This is a genomic window from Amycolatopsis sp. NPDC004625 (assembly GCF_040609695.1).
GTDB lineage: Bacteria > Actinomycetota > Actinomycetes > Mycobacteriales > Pseudonocardiaceae > Amycolatopsis.
In genome coordinates, this window is the sequence record NZ_JBEXKX010000086.1 from 1 (window position 1) to 23,151 (window position 23,151).

Consider the following 23,151-nt stretch of genomic DNA (forward strand, 5'->3'; position numbering starts at 1 on the left):
GGCAGGTTGTCAAGGCATCTTTCCCGCCTTGACAACCTGCCGCCGGCCGTAGTCACAATGGCAAATCGGGGTGGCGAGACAACGCCTAAAGCGACACCACACTAACCGGCAAAGCCGGATTGGCACTGAAATCCAACGCCGTCGTAGGCCGCTTCCCGGCAACAACATGAGCACCCAACGCAGCAATCATAGCCCCGTTGTCAGTACACAACCGAGGCCGAGGAACCCGCAGCTCAATCCCAGCAACAGCACAACGCTCGGCAGCCAGCTCCTTCAACCGCGAGTTGGCGGCAACACCACCGGAGATCACCATGGTGTCAATCCCCTGCTCCTTGGCCGCCCGAACAGCCTTCGCAGTCAACACATCCGCCACAGCCTCCTGAAACGAAGCCGCAACATCATCAACCGGAATATCCTCACCCCGCCGCGAAGCCCCTTCAACCCACCGAGCCACCGCAGTCTTCAACCCGGAGAAGGAAAAGTCGAACGCAGCATCCCGAGGCCCAGTCATCCCCCGAGGAAAAGCAATCGCCCCCGGATCCCCGTTCTTCGCCGCGTTGTCGATCGGCGGCCCACCCGGATAAGGCAGCCCCAGCACCCGGGCAACCTTGTCGTAAGCCTCCCCAGCGGCATCATCCACAGTGGACCCCAGCTCGACGATCGACGAAGCAATGTCGTCAACCCGCAGCAGCTGCGTATGCCCACCGGAAACCAGCAACGCCAAACAAGGCGAAGGCAACGGCCCATGCTGCAACGTATCAACAGCAATATGCCCAGCCAGGTGGTTGACCCCGTAAAGCGGCACATCCAAAGCAGTCGCATAGGCCTTGGCAGCCGACACGCCCACCAGCAGCGCCCCAGCCAGCCCAGGCCCAGCCGTCACCGCAACAGCGTCCACATCGGACATCGAAAGCCCGGCGGCAGCAAACGCCCGGGAAGTGGTCGGAACCATCGCCTCGAGGTGAGCCCGGCTGGCGACCTCCGGCACCACCCCACCGAACCGAGCATGCTGCTCGACGCTGGAGGCAACCTCGTCCGCCAGCAGCTCGACGGTCCCGTCGTCGTGCAACCGGACCAGACCGACACCGGTCTCGTCGCACGAACTCTCGATTCCCATGATGATGCGTGCCATCAGCCCGCCACCCCGTCCCGCGTCCGCGCCGGGCGGACCATCGTGTACGCGTCGGCGCCGGAAGGCTGGTAGTAGCGCTTCCGGATGCCGAGCCGTTCGAAGCCGTGGCGCTCGTACAGGCCGAGCGCGGTGGTGTTGTCCGTGCGGACCTCGAGGAAGACCGGTGCCTCGAACTCGTCGGCCCGCACCAGCAGGGCCTCCAGCAGCGCCTTGCCGATGCCCTGGCCCTGGTACTCCGGCGCGACGCCGATGGTGTGCACGGTCGCCTCGTACTCGCCGCGGCGGCGCCCGACGACGGCCAGCCCGGCGTACCCGAGCAGCTCGTCGCCCTCGTCCGGGCGCGCGGCGAGGTAGAAGTTGCCCGCGTCCAGCTCCGAATGGAAGGCGCGGGCGCTCCACGGGTCGTCGCCCGGGAAGAGGATCTGCTCGATTTCCACGCACCGGGCGATGTCCATGCGGCGCAGGGGCCCGAGTCTCACGGAGCGGTCACCCGTTTCGGCGCGGCGGGCTCGACGGCGTCGGGACGCCGCAGGTACAACGGCGTCAGCGGGGCCGGCGGCTCCGAAGACAGCAGGGCGCTCCGCGCGGCCTTCACCAGCCCGGCGGGCGACGGGAACCGCGGCTCGACCGGCTGGACGTCGAGCGCGTCGGCGTACTGGAGCGCGCCGTCGCCGGCCGCCACCTTGACGTCGGTCTCGACGTCGGCGGGCCGCTGGACGTGCGGGCCGTCGGTGCGCCGGCCCTCGGCGTCGTACGCGGCCCAGTAGACCTCGCGGCGGCGGGCGTCGGTCATCACCAGGAAAGCGGTACCCCCGGCGGTGACGTCGGCGGCCAGCGCGTCGAGGCTGCAGACCGGGTACACCGGGAGACCGAGGGCGTGGCCGAGCGCGGCCGCGGTGGCCATCCCGGCGCGCAGGCCGGTGAACGGCCCGGGGCCGACACCGGCGACGATCGCGTCGAGGTCCTTGAGGGTCACGCCGGCGGCTTCCGCGGCGGCCAGGGCGTGCGGCATGATCAGCTCGCCGTGGGCGCGGGGGTCGACCGTGACCCGGTCACCGCGCGACTCGACCGAATCGCCGTCCAGCGCGACGACGCCGGCGGTCACCGCCGGGGTCGAGGTATCGATCGCCAGTACCAACACGGTGTCCCAGCCTACGACCAGCGCCTTCGGCCGCTTGCTGCAGGGGACCGATCAGCACGGTAACGTGCCTTCCGAGTCCGACACTGGGAGGTCCCCGCGGTGCCCGACCCGTTGTTCCCCACCCTCGTCGCCGGTGCCGCGAAGGAAGCCTTGCGCTTCGGCGACCTTGCCCTGTCCTACGACACCCTCGCCGCCGTCGCCGGCGAGCTCGCTCATGAGCTGCCGCCCGGCCGGGTCGCCGTCTGGGCGACGCCGACCGTGCACACGAGCGTCGCGGTCGTCGCCGCGCTGCTCGCCGGGGTGCCGGCGGTGCCGCTCAACCCGAAGATCGGCGAACGCGAGCTCGCGCACATCCTCGCCGACAGCGAACCGGCGCTCGTCCTCGCCGAGCCGGGCGCCGAGCTGCCCGCCGGGCTGGCCGCGCTCCCCCGCCGGGACATCCCGCTGACCGGCGGGAAAGCGCCGGTCCCGGCCGAGCCCGACCCGGAAAGCCCGGCGCTGATCGTCTACACCTCGGGCACCACCGGCCCGCCGAAGGGCGTCGTGCTCCCCCGCCGCGCGCTCGCGACCACGTTGGACGCCCTCGAAGACGCCTGGGCCTGGACCGCCGCCGACGTCCTGGTGCACGCGCTGCCGCTGTTCCACGTGCACGGCCTGATCCTCGGCATCCTCGGCCCGCTGCGCCGCGGCGGCTCGGTCCGACACCTCGGCCGGTTCTCGACCGAGGGCGTCGCCCGGGAGCTCAACGCCGGCGCGACCATGCTGTTCGGCGTGCCGACGATGTACCACCGCATCGCCGGCGAGGTCGGCTCCGACGCGACGCTGGCCGACGCGCTGAAGCGGGCCCGGCTGCTCGTGTCCGGGTCGGCGGCGCTGCCGGTGCACGACCACCAGCGGATCACCGCGGCGACCGGCCAGCAGGTCGTCGAGCGCTACGGCATGACCGAGACGCTGATGAACACGAGCGTCCGCGCGGACGGCGAGCGCAAGCCCGGCACGGTCGGCGTCCCGCTGCAGGGCGTGGACCTCCGGCTGGTCGGCGACGCCGGCGAGGTGCTCGACGACGTCGAGGCGGTCGGCGAGATCCAGGTGCGCGGCCCGAACCTGTTCACCGAGTACCTCAACCGGCCGGATGCGACCGCGGCCGCGTTCGACGACGGCTGGTTCCGCACCGGCGACATGGCCACGCGCGACGCCGACGGGTACGTCAGGATCGTCGGGCGCAAGGCGACCGACCTGATCAAGAGCGGCGGCTACAAGATCGGCGCGGGCGAGATCGAGAACGCGCTGCTCGAACACCCGCGCGTCGCCGAGGCCGCCGTCACCGGCGAGCCGGACGACGACCTCGGCGAGCGGATCGTGGCGTGGATCGTGCCGTCCGGCGAGCCACCGGCCGCCGAGGAGCTCGCCGACCACGTCGCCAAGCTGCTGGCACCGCACAAGCGCCCGCGGGTCGTCCACTACCTGGATGCGTTGCCGCGCAACGACATGGGCAAGGTCCTGAAGCGGGCGCTCGGTGCCTAGGCTGCCGGCGCGCGAGGTCGTCGGCGCGATCGCGAACGGCTTCACGGAGTTCGCCACCCCGCTGCGCGAGGAGCCCGCGGACGGCCCGATCGGCTGGCCGGGCTACCGGGAAGCGCGTTCCGCGGCGGAAGAACGCACCGGCGAGAAGGAGTCGGTCGTCTGCGGGACGGCGAAGATCGGCGACGTCGAAGCCGTGCTGATCGCGTTCGAGTTCGGGTTCCTCGGCGGGTCGCTCGGGCAGCGCACCGGCGACCGGATCGAGGCGGCGTTCGCGCACGCGCGCGACGCGCGGCTGCCGGTGGTGTCGCTGGTCGCGACCGGCGGCAGCCGCATGCAGCAGGGCATGCGGGCGCTGATGCAGCTGCAGCGGGTGGCGCGGGCGTCGGCGCTGACGCGGTCGGTGGGCATCTCGCAGATCGCGGTCCTGCGCGACCCGACGACCGGCGGTGGCTGGGCGACGCTCGGCGCGGGCGCCGACGTCGTCCTCGCCCTGCCGGAGGCCCAGGTCGGTTTCGCGGGCTCGCGGGTGCGCCCGCCGGGCTCGCCGGAGGCGTACACCGCGGAGGCGCACCTCGCCTGGGGTCAGGTCGACGCCGTGGTCGCGCCGGAGGACCTCGGCGGGCTTCTGGAGCGGTGGCTGCGGCTGCTGACCGCGCGTTCGTCGGCCGCGGCACCCCCGCCCTGGGCGTTGCGGGCGGCTTCGCTGCCTTCGACGGGCTGGGAGGCGGTCCAGGCGGCACGTTCGCCTCAGCGGGCTCGGGCGGCGGAGTACCTCGACGCGTACTTCGACTGGCGCGAGGACATCAGCGGCGACCGCGTCGGCGGCGCGGACCCCGGCGTCGCGTGCGGCTTCGGCTGGCGCGACGGCCGGACGATCGCGTACGCGGCCCAGTGCGGCACGCCGACGTTGCCCTCGGGCTTCCGGACCGCGGCGCGGCTGGTCCGGCTGGCGTCCCGCCTCGGCATCCCGGTGCTGACGCTGGTCGACACCCCGGGCGCGGCGAACGACGCGGCGGCGGAGCAGGCCGGCGTGGGTGGCGCGATCGCGGAGCTGTTCGAGGCGGTGGCGACGGCGTCGGTCCCGGTGACGACCCTGGTGATCGGCGAAGGCGGCTCGGGCGGCGCGTTGGCGTTCGCGGCGGCGGGCTCGACGTGGGTGGCACCGGACGCGTACTTCTCGGTGACGTCCCCGGAAGCCGCGGCGGCGATCCTGAAGCGCCCGGCTTCGGAGGTGCCGGACATCGCCAACCAGCTGCACCTGCGGCCCCAGGACCTGGTGGCCTTGGGCGTGGCCCGCGCGGTCGTGAGTGAGAAACAGGGTTAGAACACTGTTTCTCACTCACGAGGGTTAACCCATCCGTGGTTGGATCTTGCGATGGGGTATCGACTCAACAGGCGGGCGGCGTTCGGTTTGGGCACCGCCGTCGCCGCCGGAAGCATTCTGGCCGGCTCTCCCGCGTCCGCGCAGGAAGCAGACATCGAGGCCAGCCCGGCCACACCGGACCGGGCCGCGCAGAAGGTGAAACGCGTCTACGACAACGCAGCCGCCGAGGCCGGCGGCACCTGGAACTCCTACATCAGCGTGGCCGGCCAGGTGGCCGTCGACGTGGCGTCCGACGAGGTCGTCGAGGCGTACAGCGTCAACAAGGTGGCCGTCGCGGTCACCTTGATGGACAAGATCGACCGTGGCCTCCTCACGCTGGACCAGCAGGTCCAGGTGCCGGAGAGCATCGTCGTCCCGGGTGGTGACGGCATCATCATCCTGGACAAGGCGTACCCGAGCGCGTTCACGCTGGGCCACGTCCTTTCGCTGTTCCTCACGGTTTCCGACGACACGTGCGTCCGGCTGGCCGGGCTCGTGGTTCCGGCGGCCGAGATCAACCAGATCCTGGCGACCAAGGGCTTCCCGAAGACCCAGGTCACGCCGGTGGCCAACCCGAACCGCTACTTCCTCGGCCAGACCACTCCGCGCGAGACCCACGACCTGCTGAAGGCGCTGGTCGCGGGCACCCTGCTGAGCCCGGCGTCGACGGAGTACCTGCTGTCCATCCTGCGGTCGCAGGTGGCGTTCACCGACGGCATCCGCCGTGAGATGTCGTCGATCGACCGGGCGAGGATCGCCACGAAGGCGGGCTGGCTGAACGACGGACGCAACGAGGCCGGGATCATGTTCGACACGGCGGGCAAGCCGGTGTTGATCTACTCGATGTTCGCGCACGGCCAAGCGAACCCCGAGGACTTCGGGGCCACGCACCCGGTCCGGCAGGCCGGCGCGAAGATGGGGCCGAGGTTCCTGCGCGCGGTCGACAAGATCGCGGGCGCCGGCACCCGGACGTTCCGGGCACCGGCATACCAGCAGTACAACGGCGGCTGACCGCAGCACCAAGGTCGTGAGTGGTAAGGAGGGTTAGAACCCTCCTTACCACTCACGAGGTCTTGGCGAGCTCCGGGACTCGGTCGGCCCAGGTGCCGTGCGGTTCGAGGGTGATCTCGCGGACGTCGTCCTCGCGGCGGTCCAAGCGGACCACCAGGTAGTCCTCCGACAGGCGCTCGGCCGAACCCTCGCCCCACTCGACCACGATCGCCGAACGCTCGAGGTCGGTGTCCAGGTCCAGGTCGTCCAGCTGGGACAGGTCACCGCCCAGGCGGTACGCGTCGACGTGCACCAGCGGCACGCCCGCGGCGCCGGCCGGGTGGACGCGGGCCAGGACGAACGTCGGGCTGCTCACCCGGCCGCCGACGCCGAGGCCGTCCGCGATGCCGCGGGTCAGCGTCGTCTTGCCCGCGCCGAGCGGCCCGGCCAGCAGGACCAGGTCACCCGCCCGCAGGACGCGGCCGAGGGCCCGCCCGAAGTCCATCGTGTCGTCGGGGGTCGGGAACACGAAACTCAACGCTGCCACCACCAGGTTCGCCGGGACGAGGATTCGCCGTCCGCACCGGAACAGCGTTGCAGAAGATCGATCAGATGGCTGTTCACCAGCTCGGGCTGCTCGAGCTGGACCATGTGGCCGGCGCCGCGGACGCGCACCAGCTCCGCGTCGGGCAGCTCGGCCGCGATCCGCTCGGCGTGCGCGAACGGCGTGAACCGGTCCGAATCACCGCCGATGACCAGCACTTCCGCGTGCTTGAGGCCCGCGAGAGCCGCGTAGCGGTTGTGGCTGCCGAGCGTGTCGACGAAGTTGACGAGCCCGCGCACCGGCGTCACTTCCAGCATCTCGAGCATGAAGTCGACGAGCCGGGGTGCGACGTCTCGGCTGCCGAACGCGAGCCGGCGCACGGCCTGCCGCGTCAGCTGCCCGCCCGCCGCGCGGACGAACTCCACCAGCCCGGGTTGCCACCCCGCGAGGCCGCCTGCCGCGCGCGTAAGGGGGTTGTACTTCGAGAGCAGCGAACGCGGCAACCCGCGTGCCCCGACTTCGCCCGCCGCGGTCGCGATGAAGGCGACCCCCTCGACCCGGTCCTCGAACAGCTCGGGGAATTCGGCGGCCAGCTCCATGATGACCATGCCGCCCATCGAGTGCCCCATCAGCACGATGGGTCCCTCCGGCACCACCGACCGCAGCACGCAGTCCAGGTCGCGGGCCAGCTGTTCGATGGTCGACGTCTCGGCCGAAGCCGCGCCGGACAGGCCGTGGCTGCGGTGGTCGTAGTACACCTGACGCACGCGCGGCAGCCGCAGCGACGCGAGGTCGCGACGCTGGAAGTGCCAGCAGCGCCGCGAAAGCGCGAAGCCGTGCACCCCCACGACGGTCAGTTCCGGTTCGCCGCCGTCTTCCGGGTCGATCTCCTCGACCGAAAGCGGCGTGCCGTCCTCGGCCGCGACCGTGGAAGTACGGTCCGGCTTCAGCTCCCCCAGCGGCTCGTCCACGTACGGATCCTCACTGTGCCGCCGCTGCTGCGCGGCGACGATAGCGGCGGCGGCGGTCCCGGTGGCCAGGGCCCCGACCCCGCCGGCGATGGCCAGCAGTCGTCGTGAAGGTGTCACGGGCGTTCCCCCAGATACCGGCGCCGGACCCGCGGGCGGTACATCGAAGTCACGATCTCGTAGTCGATGGTCCCCAGCTTGTCGGCCCATTCCCGGGCGGTCGGCTCGCCGTGCGTCCCGGCGCCGAACAGGACGACCTCGTCGCCGACCGACGGCTCGTGGTCGCCGCAGTCGACGACGAGCTGGTCCATGCAGACCCGCCCGGCGACCGGCCGCCGCCGCCCGCCGAGGAGGACGTCCATCCGGCCCGAGAGCGAGCGCGGGACGCCGTCGGCGTACCCGGCCGGGACGAGCGCCAGGTTCGTGTCCCGCTCGGCCTTCCACGTGTGCCCGTAAGACACGGATTCGCCGGCTTCGATGCGCTTGACCAGCGCGACCGCCGACCGGAACGTCATGGCCGGGCGCAGGTCTTCGGCCTGCGGCACCGGGTTCAGCCCGTACATCGCGATGCCCGGGCGCACGACGTCGAAGTGCAGGTCGGGCCGGGTGAGCAGGGCCGCGGAGTTCGCCAGGTGCCGCATCGGGTCGAGCCCAGCGGCGCGGGCCACGTCGTAGGCGTCGGCGAAGCGCTTGGCCTGCAGGTCGATCGAGGGGTGCCCGGGCTCGTCGGCGCACGCGAGGTGGGACCAGACGGCGACGACCTCGACCCGCGGTTCGGCGGCCGCCGCTTCGACCAGCTCGGCCCACGCGGCGGGCGGGCAGCCGTTGCGCGAGAGCCCGGTGTCGATTTTGAGGTGCACACGGGCCCGGGTACCCGCGCCGGCGGCGGCCGCGATGCGGCGAAGCTCACCCAGCGAGCTGGCCGCGAGGTCGATGTCGTTTTCGACGCCCGCCGCGAAGTCGGCATCGGGGGTGTCCAGCCAGCTGAACAGCCGCGTTTCGAGGCCGGCCCTGCGGAGCGCGAGGGCTTCGCCGAGCGAACAGGTGCCCAGCCAGGAGGCGCCGGCCTCGACCGCGGCGCGCGCCACCGGCAGCGCGCCGTGGCCGTAGGCATCGGCTTTGACCACGGCCATCACCTGCGAGCCGGGCGCGCGGGCGCCCAGCAGGGTGAGGTTGTGGCGGATCGCGTCGAGGTCGATGTCGACCTGCGCGCGCGGGAAACTGGAGGACATAACGCCCTCCAGTTTCCCATGTCCCGAGGTCAGGGCAGGCGCGCCCCGGACGTGGCGGAGAACACGTGCAGCTCGTCCGGGCGGATCCGCAGGTGGAGCGTGTCGCCCATGGCCGGCGGGGTGCGCGGGTCGACGCGGGCCACGACGTTGGACTTCGTGCCTTCCGCGTCCGTCTCGGCGAGCTTGCCGTAGACGTACGCGTCCGAGCCGAGCTCCTCGACCAGGTCCACCTTGATCGGCACCGAGTCGGGGCCCTCGCTGACCACTTCCAGGGACTCCGGCCGGAAGCCGAGGGTCACCGTGTCGCCGTCGGCGGCCGCGATGACCTCGCGGGTCAGGGGCACGCTGCCGCCGCCCAGCTCGGCGCCGTCGGCCGTCAGCTTCGCCGTCACGAGGTTCATCGCGGGCGAGCCGATGAACCCGGCGACGAAAGCGTTTGCGGGCCGGTCGTACAGGGCGCGCGGGGTGTCGCACTGCTGCAGCAGGCCGTCCGAGAGCACCGCGACGCGGTCACCCATCGTCATGGCCTCGACCTGGTCGTGCGTGACGTACACCGTCGTGACGCCGAGGCGGCGCTGGAGCGCGGCGATCTGCGTACGCGTCGAGACACGCAGCTTCGCGTCGAGGTTCGACAGCGGCTCGTCCATCAGGAAGACCTGCGGCTCGCGGACGATCGCGCGGCCCATCGCGACGCGCTGGCGCTGACCACCGGAGAGCGCCTTCGGCTTGCGGTCCAGGTAGTCCACGATGTCCAGCAGCTTCGCCGCCTCGAGGACCTTCTGCTTGATCTCGGACGCGGGCCGCCCGGCGATCTTCAGCGCGAAGCCCATGTTCTGGGCGACCGTCATGTGCGGGTACAGCGCGTAGTTCTGGAACACCATCGCGATGTCACGCGAACGCGGCGGCAGCTGGGTGACGTCGCGGTCGCCGATCCAGACGGCGCCGTCGTCGATGTCCTCGAGGCCGGCCAGCATGCGCAGGCTGGTCGACTTGCCGCAGCCGGACGGGCCGACCAGCACGAGGAACTCGCCGTCGGCGATCTCCAGGTCCAGCGCGTCGACCGCGGGCCGCTCGGCACCCGGGTAGCGGCGGGTCGCCTTGTCGTAGGTGATGGAAGCCATCGGTCAGTCCTCTCCGAGATTCCGCCGGACCCCGTAAGCCGCTTCGCGGGCCTCGAGGTGGCGCTGCTGGATCCGGTGGCCCTCGGCGCGCTGCGCCTCGGTCGGCTCGTCCAGCTCGAGCCGGAGCTTCTGGTGTTCCTGCCAGGACGGGGGTTCCGCGCTGGAAGCCAGGGCCCACGCCGCCTGCCGCGCCGCACCGAGCGCGACGTACTCGGCGACTTCGGGCAGCTGCACGGGCACGCCGAAGACCAGCGGCGCGACCGCGCGGACGGCCCGCGACTGGGCGCCCCCGCCGATCAGCAGCACGCGCTGGACGTCGAGGCCGTGCGCGCGAACCGCGTCGAGGCCCGCGGCCAGGCCGCAGAGCATGCCTTCGACGGCGCTGCGGGCGAGGTTCTCCGGGGTCATGTTGTCCCTGGTCAGCCCGGCCAGCGAGCCGGTCGCGCCGGGCAGGTTCGGGGTGCGCTCACCGTCCAGGTACGGCAGGAACGTCAGCCCGCCCGCACCCGGTTCCGCGGCCAGGGCCAGGCGGTCGAACTCGCTGAGCGTCGCGCCGAGCATCGACGCCGTGGCGGTCAGGACGCGGGCGGCGTTGAGCGTGCAGGCGAGCGGGAGGAAGCGGCCGGTCGCGTCGGCGAACCCGGCGACCTCGCCGCTGACGTCGGCCGCGCCGGTCTCGGCGACGCCGAACACGGTGCCGCTGGTGCCGAGCGAGACGACGGCGTCGCCGGGCTTGAGCTCCAGCCCGAGCGCGGCGGCCATGTTGTCGCCGGTGCCGGCCGAAACGAGCACGCCGTCCGGGGTGTGGCCGGCCGCGTCGGCCGGGCCGAGCACGGTGGGCAGCTCCGGCGTCCGGCCGCCGAAGGCGTGGCTCAGGACGTCGAGGCGGTAGGCGTTGTCGGCCGGCGAGAAGTAGCCGGTGCCGGAGGCGTCGCCGCGGTCGGTGACCGGGTCGCCGCCGGTGAGCTTCCAGGTCAGCCAGTCGTGCGGGAGCAGCACGCGCGTCACGCGGTCGGCGAGCTCGGGCTCGTGCTCGGCCAGCCAGCGCAGCTTCGTCACGGTGAAGCTGGCGACCGGTACCGAGCCGACGGACTTGGCCCAGGCCGACGGCCCGCCAAGCTCCTCGATCAGGTCGAGCGCCGCCTGCGCGGAGCGGGTGTCGTTCCACAGCAGCGCCGGCCGGACGACTTCGCCGTCCTCGTCGAGGGTGACCATGCCGTGCTGCTGGCCGCCGACGCCGATGGCCTTGACGCCGTCGAGCAGGCCGTTCGCCGCCTCACCGAAGGCGTCCCACCAGGCGGCGGGGGCGACCTCGGTGCCCTCGGGGTGCGGCGCGCGGCCGGTGCGGACGATCTCGCCGGTTTCGGCGTCGCACACGACGACCTTGGTCGACTGCGTGGACGAGTCGATGCCGGCGACCAGCTCAGCTGTCATAGGGCTGCCCCTCTGCGACGTGTTCGACGATCTCGATCGCGGTACCGGCGTTCAGCGCGGCCTCGATCTCCTCGGTGGGCGTGAACTGGCCCGTGATCAGCAGGTCGTAGTCGCCGACGTCGCCGTGGGCGTAGGTGGCGGTGCGGCCGAACTTCGAGTGGTCGACGACGAGCACGCTCTGGTTCGCGACCTTGAGGGCGGCCTTCTTCAGCTCGGCGTAGTCGCGGTCCGGGTGGAAGAGCCGCCCGACGGCGACGGCGGTGACCGAGACGAACGAGACGTCGGCGCGGATGCTGTCGAGCAGGTTCAGCACCTCGGGGCCGGCGCAGGAGTCGTACTCGTGGCTGTAGCGGCCGCCCGCGAGGACGACGTCGACCTTCGGCCCGAGCAGCCGGGCGGCGTGCAGCGAGTTGGTGACGACGGTGAGGGCGTCGATCTCGGCCAGCCGCCGGACCAGCGGCAGCAGCGTGGTGGAGTCGTCGACGAAGACGGTCTGGCCGGGCTGGACGTGGTTCGCGGCGGCGTCGCCGAGGGCTTCCTTCTCGCCGTGGTGGAGCGTGTCGCGGAAGCGGGCGGCGGTCTCGATGGTGAGCGCGGGGTACGCCTCGACCTTGCCGCGCAGCTTGCGGAGGAGCCGGCGCTCGGCGAGGTCGTCGAGGTCGCGGTGCATGGTCATCAGGCTGACCTTGAACCTCGACGTCAGGTCGTCGATACGCGCTTCGCCCTGCTCGATGACGTGGTCGAGGATGTCCTGCCGCCGCTGCTCGACGGCAGCATCGGAGGGCCGGGTCTTCCGGTCTCCGGGTACTGTGCCGCCGCTCACACGGCATTCTTACCAGATTTATCCCGCGAAGTTAACAGAGAACTTGGTAAGTCTTCTCAGGAAGTTAGCGAGCGGATCGACCGGATGGCCTCCGGGATCGCGTGGACCAGGCCGGATGCCGAGGTCGGGGCGTTCTGGGCGGCGATCGCCCCGGCCAGCGCGTGGACGTGGGCCGCCATGGCGGCCGCCAGCCACGGGTCCAGACCCGCGGCGAGGAGGGCGCCGACCAGCCCGGACAGGACGTCGCCCGAGCCGGCCGTCGCCAGCCAGGCGCCGCGCGGGGTGTTGACCGCGACCCGGCCGTCCGGGGCCGCGATCACCGTGCAGTGACCCTTCAGCAGCACCACCGCGTTGTACTTCTTCGCCGCTTCGCGGGCCGCCGCCACGCGGTCCGCGCCCGGCCTGCGGCCCATCAGGCGCTCGTACTCGCCCGCGTGCGGGGTCAGGACCAGCGGGGTGTCCGGGTCGCGGGCGTCGAGGACGTCCGGGGTCTTGGCGATGATCGTCGTCGCGTCGGCGTCCGCGCAGACCGGGACGCCGCGGCCGAGGACGTACCGCAGCACGTCACGGCCTTCGGAGCCGGTGCCGATGCCGGGGCCGACCGCCCACGCCTGGACGCGGCCGGCGTCCGCGACCGTGCCGGTCGCGATGATCTCCGGCCACTGCCCGCGGACGACGTCGGCCGCGTGGCCCGCGTAGCGCACCAGGCCCGAGGTCGCGCGGACCGCCGAACCGGCGGCGAGCACGGCCGCACCCGGATACGTCGCCGAGCCGGCCGCGATGCCGACCACGCCCTGGCTGTACTTGTCGTCCTCCGGGCCCGGCACCGGCCAGGCCGCGGCGACGTCGACGACGTCGAGCCGCTGGAGGTCGGGCTCGTCCAGTTCGAGGCCGATGTCGACGAGGACGACCGCGCCGCAGTGGGCAGGCGCGAGCGCGTGCACCGGCTTGAGCGCGCCGAAGGTGACGGTTTTGGCGGCCTTCACCGCGGGACCGTCGACCGCGCCGGTGTCCGGGTCGACGCCGCTGGGCAGGTCGACCGCGACGATCGGGGCCTCGACGAGGTCCACGAGCCGCGCGGCGTCGGGCCGCAGCGAGCCCTTGCCGGAGATCCCGATGATGCCGTCGACGACGACGTCGGCCTTCGCGATCCACTGTGGACCGTCCTCGGCGGACACCACGCGGCCCCCCGCGCGCTTGAGCGCCCCGAGACCTTTTGCGTGCGCCTTCTCCGGGTTGAGCAGGATCGCCGTGACCGCCACCCCGCGACGGCGCAGGAACGCCCCGGCCCACAGCGCGTCACCGCCGTTGTCGCCGGAGCCGACGAGCAGCACTACCCGGCGGCCCGAGACGCCGCCGGTGTGGTCTTCGAGCAGGTCGGCGATCTGCACCGCGAGCCCGAAGGACGCCCGCCGCATCAGCTCGCCTTCCGGCGTGACGGCGAACGCCCTGGCCTCCGCCTCGCGAATCCGTTCCGTGGTCCAGATTCCCTGCACGGCGAAGGCCTCCCGCTACTCGACAGTCACGGACTTCGCCAGGTTACGCGGCTTGTCGACGTCGTACCCGCGGGTGCGGGCGATCTCCGCGGCCAGCACCTGCAGCGGCACGGTCGACACCAGCGGCTGCAGCAGCGTCGGCACCGCGGGGACCTCGATGAGCTCGTCGGCGAACGGCCGGACCGTCTCGTCGCCCTCTTCGGCGATGACGATCGTGCGGGCGCCGCGGGCCTGGATCTCGCTGATGTTCGACACGAGCTTCGAGTGCAGCACCGCGCGGCCCTTCGGCGACGGCATCACGACGACGACCGGCAGGCCCTCTTCGATCAGCGCGATCGGGCCGTGCTTGAGCTCGCCGGCCGCGAAGCCCTCGGCGTGCATGTACGCGAGTTCCTTGAGCTTCAGCGCGCCTTCGAGGGCGACCGGGAAACCGACGTGGCGGCCGAGGAACAGCACCGCGCGCGAGTCGGCGATGCGGCGGCCGAGTTCGCGCGTCTGCTCCACAGTGGACAGTACCTTCTGGACGGCCGCGGGCATGGCCTCCAGCTCGGCGAACTCGCGGGCGACCTCGTCCGGGTACTTCGTGCCGCGAGCCTGCGCCAGCGCCAGGCCGACCAGGTAGTTGGCCGCGATCTGGGCGAGGAACGCCTTGGTCGAGGCGACGCCGATCTCGGGCCCGGCGTGGGTGTAGAGAACGGCGTCGGACTCGCGCGGGATCTGCGCGCCGTTGGTGTTGCAGACGGCGAGGACGCGGGCCTTCTGCTCCCGCGCGTGCCGGACGGCTTCGAGCGTGTCCGCCGTCTCGCCGGACTGGGACACGGCGACGACGAGGGTGTCGCGGTCGAGGACCGGGTCGCGGTAGCGGAACTCCGACGCCAGCTCGACCTCGACCGGCAGCCGCGTCCAGTGCTCGATGGCGTACTTGGCGACCAGGCCGGAGTGGTAGGCCGAGCCGCAGGCGACGACGAAGACCTTGTCGACGTCACGGAGGTCCTGGTCGGAGATGCGCTGCTCGTCGAGGATGATCCGGCCGGACTCGAAGTGCCCGCGCAGCGTGTTGGCCAGCGCCTCGGGCTGCTCCTCGATCTCCTTGAGCATGAAGTACTCGTGGCCGCCCTTCTCGGCGGCGGAGAGGTCCCAGTCCACGGTGAACGGCTTGGCCTGGGCGGCGTCGCCGTGGAAGTCCAGGACGTCGTAGCCCTCGCGGGTGATGACGACGAGCTGGTCCTGCCCGAGCTCGACGGCCTCGCGCGTGTGCTCGATGAAGGCGGCGACGTCGGAGGCGACGAAGTGCTCGCCCTCCCCGACCCCGACGACCAGCGGCGACGACCGGCGCGCGGCGACGATCGTGTCCGGGTGGTCGGCGTGCGTCACGACCAGGGTGAACGCCCCCTCGAGCCGGCGACAGACGGCGGCGACGCTGGCGGTGAAGTCGCCCTTGGTGTCACCCTCGGTGTACACCCGCGCGATCAGGTGAGCGGCGGTCTCGCTGTCGGTGTCGCTGGCCATCTCGACGCCGTCGGCTTCCAGCTCGGCGCGGAGGGTGGCGAAGTTTTCGATGATGCCGTTGTGCACGACGGCGACGCGCTCGGAGGCGTCGCGGTGCGGGTGCGAGTTGCGGTCGATCGGGGCGCCGTGGGTCGCCCAGCGGGTGTGCCCCATGCCGGCGGTGCCGCCGAAGTGCTCCCGGCCGACCTCGTCGAGCCGGCCTTCCAGGTTGGCCAGCCGGCCCGCCTTGCGCTCGACGGTCAGCGCACCGGCACCGTCGAGGACCGCGACCCCGGCCGAGTCGTAACCGCGGTACTCCATGCGCCGGAGCCCACCGAGGACGACGTCCAGAGCCGGGCGGTGCCCGACATATCCCACGATTCCACACACGCACACCAGCCTAACGAGGGACATTCAGCGGGTTGACGGGGTCCGCAAACCCCCTCCGACCTGCACGGACGTCCGGCCAGGTGGTTCAAACCAATACGGTGTACCCGGACGGTCGGCTCGCGCACCCGGGAGGTCGGCTCGCGTCCTTGGAGGGTCGGCTCGCGTACCTGGAGGGTCGGCCGGCTCGGGCCGCCGAAACTGTCGGTGCCCGCCGGTAGAGTGGAAAACGGGGGGCGCCCCCGCGGGCGGCTGGATGCCGCGAGCGGCGCGCCGGGGCTCGCGGCGGCTGGGCCGACCGTGCAGGTATGCGAACCGACTGTCCGGGTACGTGAGCCGACTGTGCAGGTACGCGAGTCGGCTGTCTGGGTGTGCGAGCCGGCCGTTGCGGCGCGCCGGGGCGCGGGCGAGCCGGGGGCGGGCGCGCACAGTAGGGTTCGGCCATGGCCAGCAAGCCCAAGCAGCTGCTCGCGGAGTTGACGCACCCTGGTCCGCACGAGGTCCTGCGGGGTGATCTCGCCCTGGTCGGGCTGCCGGGCGTCGTCTACACGCCCCGGGCCGGCCTCGGGTTGCCGGCCGTTGCCTTCGGGCACGGGTGGCTGCAGCCGCCCGATCGGTACCGGCAGTTGCTGCGGCACCTCGCCAGCTGGGGCGTCGTCGCCGCCGCGCCGGCCACGCAACGCGGGCCGCTGCCGTCGCACCGGCTGCTCGCCGCCGATCTGCTGACCACCCTCGACGTCGTCACGACCGTGCGGCTCGGGCCGGACGGCATCAGCGTCGACCCCGCCAAGCTCGGGCTCGCCGGGCACTCGGCCGGCGGTGGCTCCGCCGTCCTCGCCGCCGCGCAGGACGCGCAGAGCGAGAAGCCGCGGATCAAGGCCGTCGCCACCATCACCGCGGCCCAGACGCTGCCGCCGGCGTCCGAGGCGGCGAAGGCGATCACCGTTCCCGGCCTGCACCTGGCCGCCGAGGAGGACCTGGTCGCCCCGTCCGTCGCGCACGCCGAGGCCATCGCCGGCGCCTGGGGCGGCGACGACGTCCAGCTGCGGTTCCTCGGCAAGGCGTCCCACCTGGGCGTCACCGAGGGCCGGCACTGGTCGCAGCTGATCATGCACGGCAAGCCGCACCGCAGGACTCAGCAGCTCACGCGCGCCCTGTTCACCGCGTTCTTCCTGACCCACCTGACCGGCACCGACAAGTACCGGCCCCTGCTCGAGGCGGACGTCAAGCGCGCCCCCATCGAGCGTGAGGAAGAGCCCGCCCGCTGACGCCTCAGACCAGCCAGCTCGTGCTGGAGAAGTCGTCCTCGTCGTCGGGCTGACGCGCGTGCCGCCCACGCCGCGGCGGCTCGGGGGCCGCCGCCGGCGGCGGTTCCGGGGCCGGCTCCGGCTGGGCCGCCACGGCCGGGGTGCCGTAGCTCGGCGTCGGGTAGTTCGTGTAGCCGGTGTCTGCTTCCTCTTCGTGGACGCCGAACTCCATCAGCGACTCGCGGGACTTGTCGGCCAGCGTCTTCTCGGTCGCCCAGCCGCCCGCGCTCTGCTTGCGCTTGTTGAGCTCGTCCATGTGCTCGACGTACTTCTGCGCGGCCGCCAGCTCCCGCTGCATGCCCTCGCGGGCCTGCTGCTGGGCCTCCGCGAGCCGGCGTTCGCGCAGCCCCCGCTGCTCGTCCTGCTCGCGCGCGGCGGCTTCCATCGTCGAAATCGCCGCGCGATACCGGTCTTCGGCGCTGCTCATCGGCCCTCCTCGGCCCTCGTCACCGGTCGTACCGGATCGAACGGTCACCCTCGTCGTCCAGCGAACCGCTGATCCGGCCCTTCGCGCCGGACGTCTCGAACACGCCGCCCTCGATGCGGTACTGGCTCGGCCCGCGCTGCTGGTCGCCGCCACCGCCACCCGGCGCGCCGCCCATGCCGCCCATCATGCCCATGCCGCCCATGCCCGACATCGCGCTCGAGCTCGACGAATTCGCGGCCGCCTGGTGCAGGCCGGGGTCGACCGGGGTGGCCCCGAGCCCGCCGCCGCCGTCGGACATCGGCAGCGAGGCGTCGCTGCCGGTCTGGACACCCGGTTCGAGCGACACGGCGCCCGCGAAGTCCGGCGACCCGCCGCCGGTGACGGCCGAGCCGAAGTTGCTCGCGCCGGCCGTCGTGGTCGCGTCCGCGGAACCGGCGCCGGCGCCCGCGTCGGCCGTGGCCACCGCGGGTTCGGCTCCGACGCTGCCGCCGAGGTCACCTTCGAAGCCGCCGGGCGCGGTGAACCCCGACACGCCTTCGCTGCGCGTGAAGCCGGGGTCGGGGGTGGCCGGGGCCGGGTCCTTCGTCAGCGGGGACTCGGCGTTCGGGTCGTGCCGGACCTCGGCGCCGGCCGGGCCGTCGGGCACCGGCTTGCCGTCCGCCTTGAGGCCGTCACCCTTGAGGTCGGCGGCCTTCGGGTCGTCCTTCTCGTCGAGGGTGTAGGTGGTCGGCTCGCCCTTGCCGTCGTCGACGGTCACGATCGTCGGCCCGCCCGGGCCGTCCGGCCGCTCCGCGGTGATCTTGAGGTTGCCGTCCTGGATGTGGATCTTGCCGTCCGGCCCCGGCTTGTAGCTGCCGTCCGCGCCGGGCTGGCCGTCCTTGCCCGCCTGCTGGCTGCCCTGCGGGCCGAAGGACGCCTTGTCGCCGTCCTTGCCGGCGCCGTCCTTGCCCGCCTCGGCCTTGTCGTCGTCACCCCAGTCGAGGTGGTAGTCCTTCTTGTGGCCGTGGCCGTCGTCCACGGAGATGTCCTGCTTGCCCTCCTTGTCGGGCTCGGACATCGTGATCGTGTTGTCGCCCTTCTTGACCGACACCGTGTCGGTGTCGTCGAGGTCCTTGATGGCCTCGCCGGTCTTCGGGTCGATCGGGTACGGCTGGCCGGTCGCCGGGTCGACCTCCAGCGGCTTCCCGGTGATCGGGTTCTTGCCTTCGTCCGGCTTCGGCGGCTCCTCGGCCTTCGGCGGCTCGGACGCCGACGGCGTCGTCGTGCCGCCGCCCCCGGTCCCGGTGCTGCCCGTCCCGGTGCTCCCGGTGCTGCCGGTCCCCGTGCTGCCGGTGTTCCCGGTGTTGCCCGTGTTCCCGGTGTTGCCGGTGTTCCCGGTCGTGCCCGTGGTGCCGTCGTTCTTGGCTTCGGTCAGCTGGTTGCGGTAGCCGTCCATGTACCGCGCCAGCGCACCGAACTGCTGGTCGATCGTGTCCTTGGCCGCCTTGCAGGACCCGTCGAACGCGGTGATCAGGCTCTTGTACTCGGTGGAGAAAGCGCCGTCCCGCCAGTAGCGGCAGACGTTCCGGCCGTATTCCTTGTTTTCGTCGTTGAAGCCGCAGTCGTCGTTCTGCAGGCGCTCGGCGAGGTTCGACGGGTTGCCGTTCTTCGCGTTGACGGCGTCGATCCAGCCGGCGACCTTCATGAAGTCGTCGAACTCCCCGGTGTCGCCGTTGGCGATCTTGAGGACGTCCTTGGCCATCGGGATGTCGGCCTCGGCGATCACCGGGCGGTGCAGCTGCAGGACCTCGTCGACCTTCTTCTTCACCGCGGTGTAGACCTGCGAGACGGTCTCCGGGATCAGCTTCGCCGCCCCTTCGATCTGCTGCGACAGCTCCTTGGCGTGCGGCTTGAGCGTCTCGTCGTACTTGATCTCCGCCGCGTTGGCGCCCTTGCCCTTCCACTCGCCGAAGAGGGTCTGCAGCTCGGTGTCGCTCTTGGTGAGGGTGTCCTCGACGACCTTGTGCGCCTTGGTCAGGTCGTCGGCGTCGCCGAGGAACTTCTGGTACTGGATCCCGCGGTTCTCGTGGAACTTGTCCTTGAGGTCGGTCTGCGAGTTCTTCTTCTCGCCTTCGCCGCCCTTGATCTGGTTCCAGACCTCGTCGGTCCACTTGGCCAGCAGGTCCACCGCGACGTTGCCCTGGTCGAGCTGCTCGTCGGAACTCTTCGCGCCGGCCCCCAGCGTCGGCGCCGCGATTCCGTCGAGGTTCTTCTTCGCCTGGTCGCGTTCGGCGGTCTGGCGCTGGTGTTCCTGGTTCTTGGCCGCCGACTCCTGCTTCGCCTCGGAGACGATTTCGTCGGTGTCGTTCGAATCGAACGGGTCCCAGCCGCCGCCACCGTCGGAATAGTTTTCGATGTACTTCTTCGCGTACTCTTCTTCTTCGTCGTTGAAGTTGAAGGTGTTGCGGTCGTACTCCTCCATGAGCTTCGTCTTCGTGTCCATGGACACGTTCGGGTCATCGAGGACCTTCTTGATTTCGGCCCAGTCAGCCATCAGCGGTTACCCCCGGCCTGGTTCGCGGTCGCCCCGGCGTTCGCTTCCTGGGTCGTGTACTTGCCACCCGCGGTCCCGATGCCGCTGCCCAGGTTCAGCAACCCGTTCGACAGGCCGGTCAGGCCCGCGCCGATCTCGTCCATCCCGGCCTTGTACTTGCCGAAGCTCTCCTGGTGGACGCGGCCGAAGTCGGCGGCGACGATCTCGGTCGGCGCGACCTTCTTGGCTTCGGCGGCCGGGTCGTCGGCGACGTCCGCCAGGCGGACCTGCGCCCGCGTCATCGCCTCCGAACTCGCTGCATACCCGTCCGGCATGGTCGCTGCCCCCTTCGATCCCACGGTCCCTGACTGACGTTCCGGGACTGTGACGCGCCCGGACCCCGTTCGGTGCCGTCGCAGATGCACACAGAGTCTAGCGTCCGGCCGGGCGGCGGACCTGGGCTTCCGCGAACTGCACCCGCCCGGGACCTACCCGCCGGCGTGCTGCGCCGCGACCGCCTCGGAGATCACCTCGGCGACGCCGCGGATGTCCACGAGCCGGTCGAGCTCGTCGATGTCGACCGAGACGCCGTAGGTGACCTCGACCCGGGCCAGCAGCTGGATGCGCTGCCGGGACGTCATGCCGAGGTCGTCGAACGGCGTGGTGTCGGTGAGCCGCTCCGGCGGGAGCTCCAGCGCGAACGCGATGAGGCGCCGGATCTCGTCGGCGTAGTCCCCCGGGTCAGTCATGGCGCCCATTCTCGCCCCACCAGCGTTCGCGGGCCGCGGCGCGGGACACCTTGCCGCTGGAGGTCCGCGGCACCTCGCCCGGGCGCACGAGCCACAGCGCGCGGAGCGGGAGGTCGTGTCCTGCCGAGACGGCCCGCCGCACCGCCGTCTCGACTTCGTCGCCGGGAGCGGAGCAGCCGGCCACGACCGCGACACCTTCGCCGCGGCCGTCCCGGACGGCGAACGCGGCGGCGCGCCGGACGCTCGGGTGCGCGGCCTCGACGGTGGCTTCGATGTCCTGCGGGTGGTGGTTGCGGCCGTCGACGATGATCAGGTCCTTGCGCCGGCCGGTGACGTACAGCTGTCCTTCGTGGACGAAGCCGAGGTCGCCGGTGCGCAGCCAGCCGTCCGGGGCGAGCACGTCGTCGCGGCCCCAGTAGCCGTCGGCGAGGTTCGGGCCCGCCACCTGGATCTCCTGGTCGACAACGCGGATCCGCTGGCCGTACGGCCGCCCCACGGACACCCGCGGCTCGCCGTCGAACTCGGCGATCGTCGGCCCTTCGTCCCCGGCGCTGGTGACGAACACCGTCGCTTCGGCGAGCCCGTAGCACGGCTTGTGGGCGGTCCGCGGCAGGCCGAAGGGCGCGAAGGCGCGTGCGAAGTTCTCGACGGTGTCCGCGCGCACGGGTTCGCTGCCGTTGAGCAGGGAGTTGACGTGCGAGAGGTCGAGGGGTTCGAGGTCGGCGGCCGCCTCGGCGGCCAGGTCGAAGGCGAAGTTCGGCGCGGCCGTGACCGCGCCCGGGTGCTCGGCCAGCAGCCGGATCCAGCGCCGCGGGTCGCGCACGAACTCCATCGGCGTGCAGAAGACCGACCGCGAGCCGAGGAACACGGGCGTGCCGACGAGCAGGACCAGGCCCATGTCGTGGAAGAACGGCACCCAGCCGACCAGGGGTGTCGACGCGTCGGCGCGGTAGCACCGCGTGGTCTGCCAGCAGCTGGCGACGAGCGCGCGGTGGGAGATCACCGCGCCGGCCGGGCGGCGGGTCGAGCCGGACGTGTACTGCAGGTACGCCGGGTCGGTCATCGCCACCGCGGCGGGCGGCTCGGCGTCGTCGGGCTCGACGTCCTCGATGGCTCGCGCAGCTACCGGTGGGACCTTGTCCACCAGGTCCTTCGACGTCAGGCACAGGGCCGGGGTGGCGTCCGCGAAGGCCGCCTCGATCCGGGCGCGGTTCGTGCGTCCGGTCGGGACGGACAGCGGCACCGCGATCCGGCCCGCGTAGAGCGTCCCGAGGAAGGCGGTGACGTAACCGAGGTCCTGCCGGGCGACGATCGCCACCCGGTCGCCCGGGCGGGTCACGCGCCGCAGCTCGCGGGCGACCCCGCGGACGCGGGCGAGCAGCTGCGGCCAGGTCAGCGTGTGGTCGGCCGGGCCGGGGAAGGTGCGGCAGGTGAACGCGGGCCGGTCTTCGCGGGCGTTGCGGAGCAGGTAGCCCGTGAACGGCGTGGTCAGGACGTCATCCGGGACGGCTGCGGGCGGCACGGCCCCATCCTGCCCTACCGTGTCGAAGCGATGGACGAGTTCGAACGGCACGGCATCGCGGTGGTCTCCGGCCGCGACGCGGGCGCGCGGGCCCTGCGCTCGCCGTCACTGACGTCGGATCCCGGGGTCGGCTCGCCCAGCCTGCTGCTGCGGGACGGCGAAGGGCACACCCGCGTGCGCGCGGTGCTGCGGGAGATCATCGCCGGGCTGGAGCCGCTGCCGGAGTCGCTGCAGGCGGGGATCGAGGCTTCGGTGGGCGGCCTGGGGCCGTCGTTCGACCTGGTGCGCGACTTCGCGCGGCCGGTGGCGGGGCTGGTGACGTCGGCGGTGCTCGGGATCGAGCTGGACGACGGCTCCCTGGACCGCCTGGAGGCGACGACGGCGAACCTCGACGTCTTCGGCGGCGCGGACCGGGCCGGCCAGGCGGCGGCGTTCCGGCTCGCGGTGCAGCTGGGCCGGACCCCGGCCGGGCCGGGCGGGCTGACGGCGTTGCGGGCGGCCCACGCGGCCGGGCGGCTCGACGAGGACGAGCTGATGATCAACGCCGTGGTGCTGGCCCACGCGGCTTACGAGAACTCGCTGAACTTCCTGGCCTGCGCGGGCCTCGAACTCGCGACGTCCGGTCCGCGGACCGTGCGCGAGCTGGTGACGGCGGTCTGCCCGGCCCGGTACGTCCTGCGGTTCGGCCCGGACGGCCCGGTGGCGATCTCCCTGGCGGACGGCCTGCCGTTCGGCCTCGGCCGGCACGCGTGCCCGGGTTCGGGCGTGGCGCTGGCCGAGGGCGAGATTGCGCTCACGGCCCTGGCCGAGCACCTCGGCGGCGCCTGCGAGGTGCGGGACGTCCACTGGAAGACCCACCCGGTCTTCCACGGCCTGGCCTCGGCGCACGTTGTCGGGGGGGGGGTAACGGGGGTTAGAAAGTGATGTAACAAAACACCCCGGCGGTGTGGGCGGCGCGGAGCCCCCCCCCCGGGCCGCGGGGGGCCGCCGA

The 23,151-nt window shown here is 72.1% G+C and carries 21 protein-coding genes; 5 read left to right on the top strand and 16 right to left on the bottom strand.

What is annotated here, in order from left to right:
- Positions 1-85: 85 nt before the first annotated feature.
- Genes tsaD through tsaB form a run of 3 tightly spaced genes read right to left on the bottom strand, consistent with a single transcriptional unit; the run spans position 86 to position 2,273 of the window.
- Complete coding sequence (gene tsaD / locus ABZW17_RS44740) at positions 86-1,132, bottom strand: tRNA (adenosine(37)-N6)-threonylcarbamoyltransferase complex transferase subunit TsaD (protein ID WP_354828475.1); 1,047 nt, start codon at positions 1,130-1,132, stop codon at positions 86-88.
- Complete coding sequence (gene rimI, locus ABZW17_RS44745; RefSeq protein ID WP_354828478.1) at positions 1,132-1,611, bottom strand: ribosomal protein S18-alanine N-acetyltransferase; 480 nt, start codon at positions 1,609-1,611, stop codon at positions 1,132-1,134. Before rimI ends, tsaD begins: the two co-directional genes overlap by 1 nt.
- On the bottom strand, positions 1,608-2,273 hold the full coding sequence (gene tsaB / locus ABZW17_RS44750; RefSeq protein WP_354828480.1) for a tRNA (adenosine(37)-N6)-threonylcarbamoyltransferase complex dimerization subunit type 1 TsaB: 666 nt from the start codon (positions 2,271-2,273) through the stop codon (positions 1,608-1,610). The genes rimI and tsaB overlap by 4 nt, the downstream gene beginning before the upstream one ends.
- A gap of 99 nt (positions 2,274-2,372) precedes the next feature.
- On the opposite strand from tsaB, the gene ABZW17_RS44755 reads away from it, so the two are divergent.
- The 3 genes from ABZW17_RS44755 to ABZW17_RS44765 all read left to right on the top strand — a co-directional run bounded on the left by ABZW17_RS44755 (position 2,373) and on the right by ABZW17_RS44765 (position 6,171).
- A complete protein-coding gene (locus ABZW17_RS44755; protein WP_354828483.1) occupies positions 2,373-3,797 on the top strand; it encodes an acyl-CoA synthetase in 1,425 nt (474 codons plus the stop codon).
- Positions 3,790-5,121, top strand: a complete 1,332-nt coding sequence (locus tag ABZW17_RS44760) for a carboxyl transferase domain-containing protein (protein ID WP_354828486.1) — start codon at positions 3,790-3,792, stop codon at positions 5,119-5,121. Before ABZW17_RS44755 ends, ABZW17_RS44760 begins: the two co-directional genes overlap by 8 nt.
- A gap of 87 nt (positions 5,122-5,208) precedes the next feature.
- Positions 5,209-6,171 (top strand): serine hydrolase, encoded by a 963-nt coding sequence (locus tag ABZW17_RS44765; protein WP_354828531.1) that lies wholly within the window; start codon positions 5,209-5,211, stop codon positions 6,169-6,171.
- A gap of 52 nt (positions 6,172-6,223) precedes the next feature.
- On the opposite strand, the gene tsaE is transcribed toward ABZW17_RS44765, so the two are convergent.
- From tsaE to glmS, 8 genes are read right to left on the bottom strand one after another with little or no spacing between them, the layout of a single operon-like run.
- On the bottom strand, positions 6,224-6,688 hold the full coding sequence (gene tsaE, locus ABZW17_RS44770) for a tRNA (adenosine(37)-N6)-threonylcarbamoyltransferase complex ATPase subunit type 1 TsaE (RefSeq protein ID WP_354828489.1): 465 nt from the start codon (positions 6,686-6,688) through the stop codon (positions 6,224-6,226).
- Positions 6,685-7,782 (bottom strand): alpha/beta hydrolase, encoded by a 1,098-nt coding sequence (locus tag ABZW17_RS44775; RefSeq protein ID WP_354828492.1) that lies wholly within the window; start codon positions 7,780-7,782, stop codon positions 6,685-6,687. The genes tsaE and ABZW17_RS44775 overlap by 4 nt, the downstream gene beginning before the upstream one ends.
- Positions 7,779-8,894, bottom strand: a complete 1,116-nt coding sequence (gene alr, locus ABZW17_RS44780) for an alanine racemase (protein WP_354828495.1) — start codon at positions 8,892-8,894, stop codon at positions 7,779-7,781. The genes ABZW17_RS44775 and alr overlap by 4 nt, the downstream gene beginning before the upstream one ends.
- A 29-nt stretch (positions 8,895-8,923) precedes the next feature.
- A complete protein-coding gene (gene ugpC / locus ABZW17_RS44785) occupies positions 8,924-10,015 on the bottom strand; it encodes a sn-glycerol-3-phosphate ABC transporter ATP-binding protein UgpC (RefSeq protein WP_354828498.1) in 1,092 nt (363 codons plus the stop codon).
- A 3-nt stretch (positions 10,016-10,018) separates the two neighbouring features.
- Positions 10,019-11,449, bottom strand: coding sequence for a xylulokinase (gene xylB, locus ABZW17_RS44790; RefSeq protein WP_354828500.1), 1,431 nt, complete (start codon positions 11,447-11,449; stop codon positions 10,019-10,021).
- The gene (locus ABZW17_RS44795; RefSeq protein WP_354828503.1) at positions 11,439-12,272 is read right to left on the bottom strand and encodes a DeoR/GlpR family DNA-binding transcription regulator; all 834 of its coding nucleotides are present in this window, start codon (positions 12,270-12,272) and stop codon (positions 11,439-11,441) included. The genes xylB and ABZW17_RS44795 overlap by 11 nt, the downstream gene beginning before the upstream one ends.
- Positions 12,273-12,328: 56 nt before the next feature.
- Positions 12,329-13,768, bottom strand: a complete 1,440-nt coding sequence (locus tag ABZW17_RS44800) for an NAD(P)H-hydrate dehydratase (protein WP_354828506.1) — start codon at positions 13,766-13,768, stop codon at positions 12,329-12,331.
- Positions 13,769-13,783: 15 nt separating this feature from the next.
- Complete coding sequence (gene glmS / locus ABZW17_RS44805) at positions 13,784-15,646, bottom strand: glutamine--fructose-6-phosphate transaminase (isomerizing) (protein WP_354828508.1); 1,863 nt, start codon at positions 15,644-15,646, stop codon at positions 13,784-13,786.
- Positions 15,647-16,086: 440 nt separating this feature from the next.
- On the opposite strand from glmS, the gene ABZW17_RS44810 reads away from it, so the two are divergent.
- On the top strand, positions 16,087-16,911 hold the full coding sequence (locus ABZW17_RS44810) for an alpha/beta hydrolase (protein ID WP_354828511.1): 825 nt from the start codon (positions 16,087-16,089) through the stop codon (positions 16,909-16,911).
- Between the two features lie 4 nt (positions 16,912-16,915).
- Here ABZW17_RS44810 and ABZW17_RS44815 read toward each other — a convergent pair whose 3' ends face one another.
- The 5 genes from ABZW17_RS44815 to ABZW17_RS44835 form a co-directional block, all read right to left on the bottom strand.
- A complete protein-coding gene (locus ABZW17_RS44815; RefSeq protein ID WP_354828514.1) occupies positions 16,916-17,377 on the bottom strand; it encodes a hypothetical protein in 462 nt (153 codons plus the stop codon).
- A gap of 19 nt (positions 17,378-17,396) precedes the next feature.
- Positions 17,397-19,910, bottom strand: a complete 2,514-nt coding sequence (locus tag ABZW17_RS44820; RefSeq protein ID WP_354828517.1) for a hypothetical protein — start codon at positions 19,908-19,910, stop codon at positions 17,397-17,399.
- Positions 19,910-20,224 carry a hypothetical protein gene (locus ABZW17_RS44825; RefSeq protein ID WP_354828520.1) on the bottom strand — a complete coding sequence of 105 codons (315 nt, stop codon included), beginning with the start codon at positions 20,222-20,224 and terminating at the stop codon, positions 19,910-19,912. Before ABZW17_RS44825 ends, ABZW17_RS44820 begins: the two co-directional genes overlap by 1 nt.
- 153 nt (positions 20,225-20,377) lie before the next feature.
- The gene (locus ABZW17_RS44830) at positions 20,378-20,638 is read right to left on the bottom strand and encodes an acyl carrier protein (RefSeq protein WP_354828523.1); all 261 of its coding nucleotides are present in this window, start codon (positions 20,636-20,638) and stop codon (positions 20,378-20,380) included.
- Positions 20,631-22,160, bottom strand: a complete 1,530-nt coding sequence (locus ABZW17_RS44835; protein ID WP_354828526.1) for a fatty acyl-AMP ligase — start codon at positions 22,158-22,160, stop codon at positions 20,631-20,633. Before ABZW17_RS44835 ends, ABZW17_RS44830 begins: the two co-directional genes overlap by 8 nt.
- Positions 22,161-22,190: 30 nt before the next feature.
- On the opposite strand from ABZW17_RS44835, the gene ABZW17_RS44840 reads away from it, so the two are divergent.
- Positions 22,191-23,084 carry a cytochrome P450 gene (locus tag ABZW17_RS44840; RefSeq protein ID WP_354828528.1) on the top strand — a complete coding sequence of 298 codons (894 nt, stop codon included), beginning with the start codon at positions 22,191-22,193 and terminating at the stop codon, positions 23,082-23,084.
- The last annotated feature ends 67 nt before the right edge of the window (positions 23,085-23,151 follow it).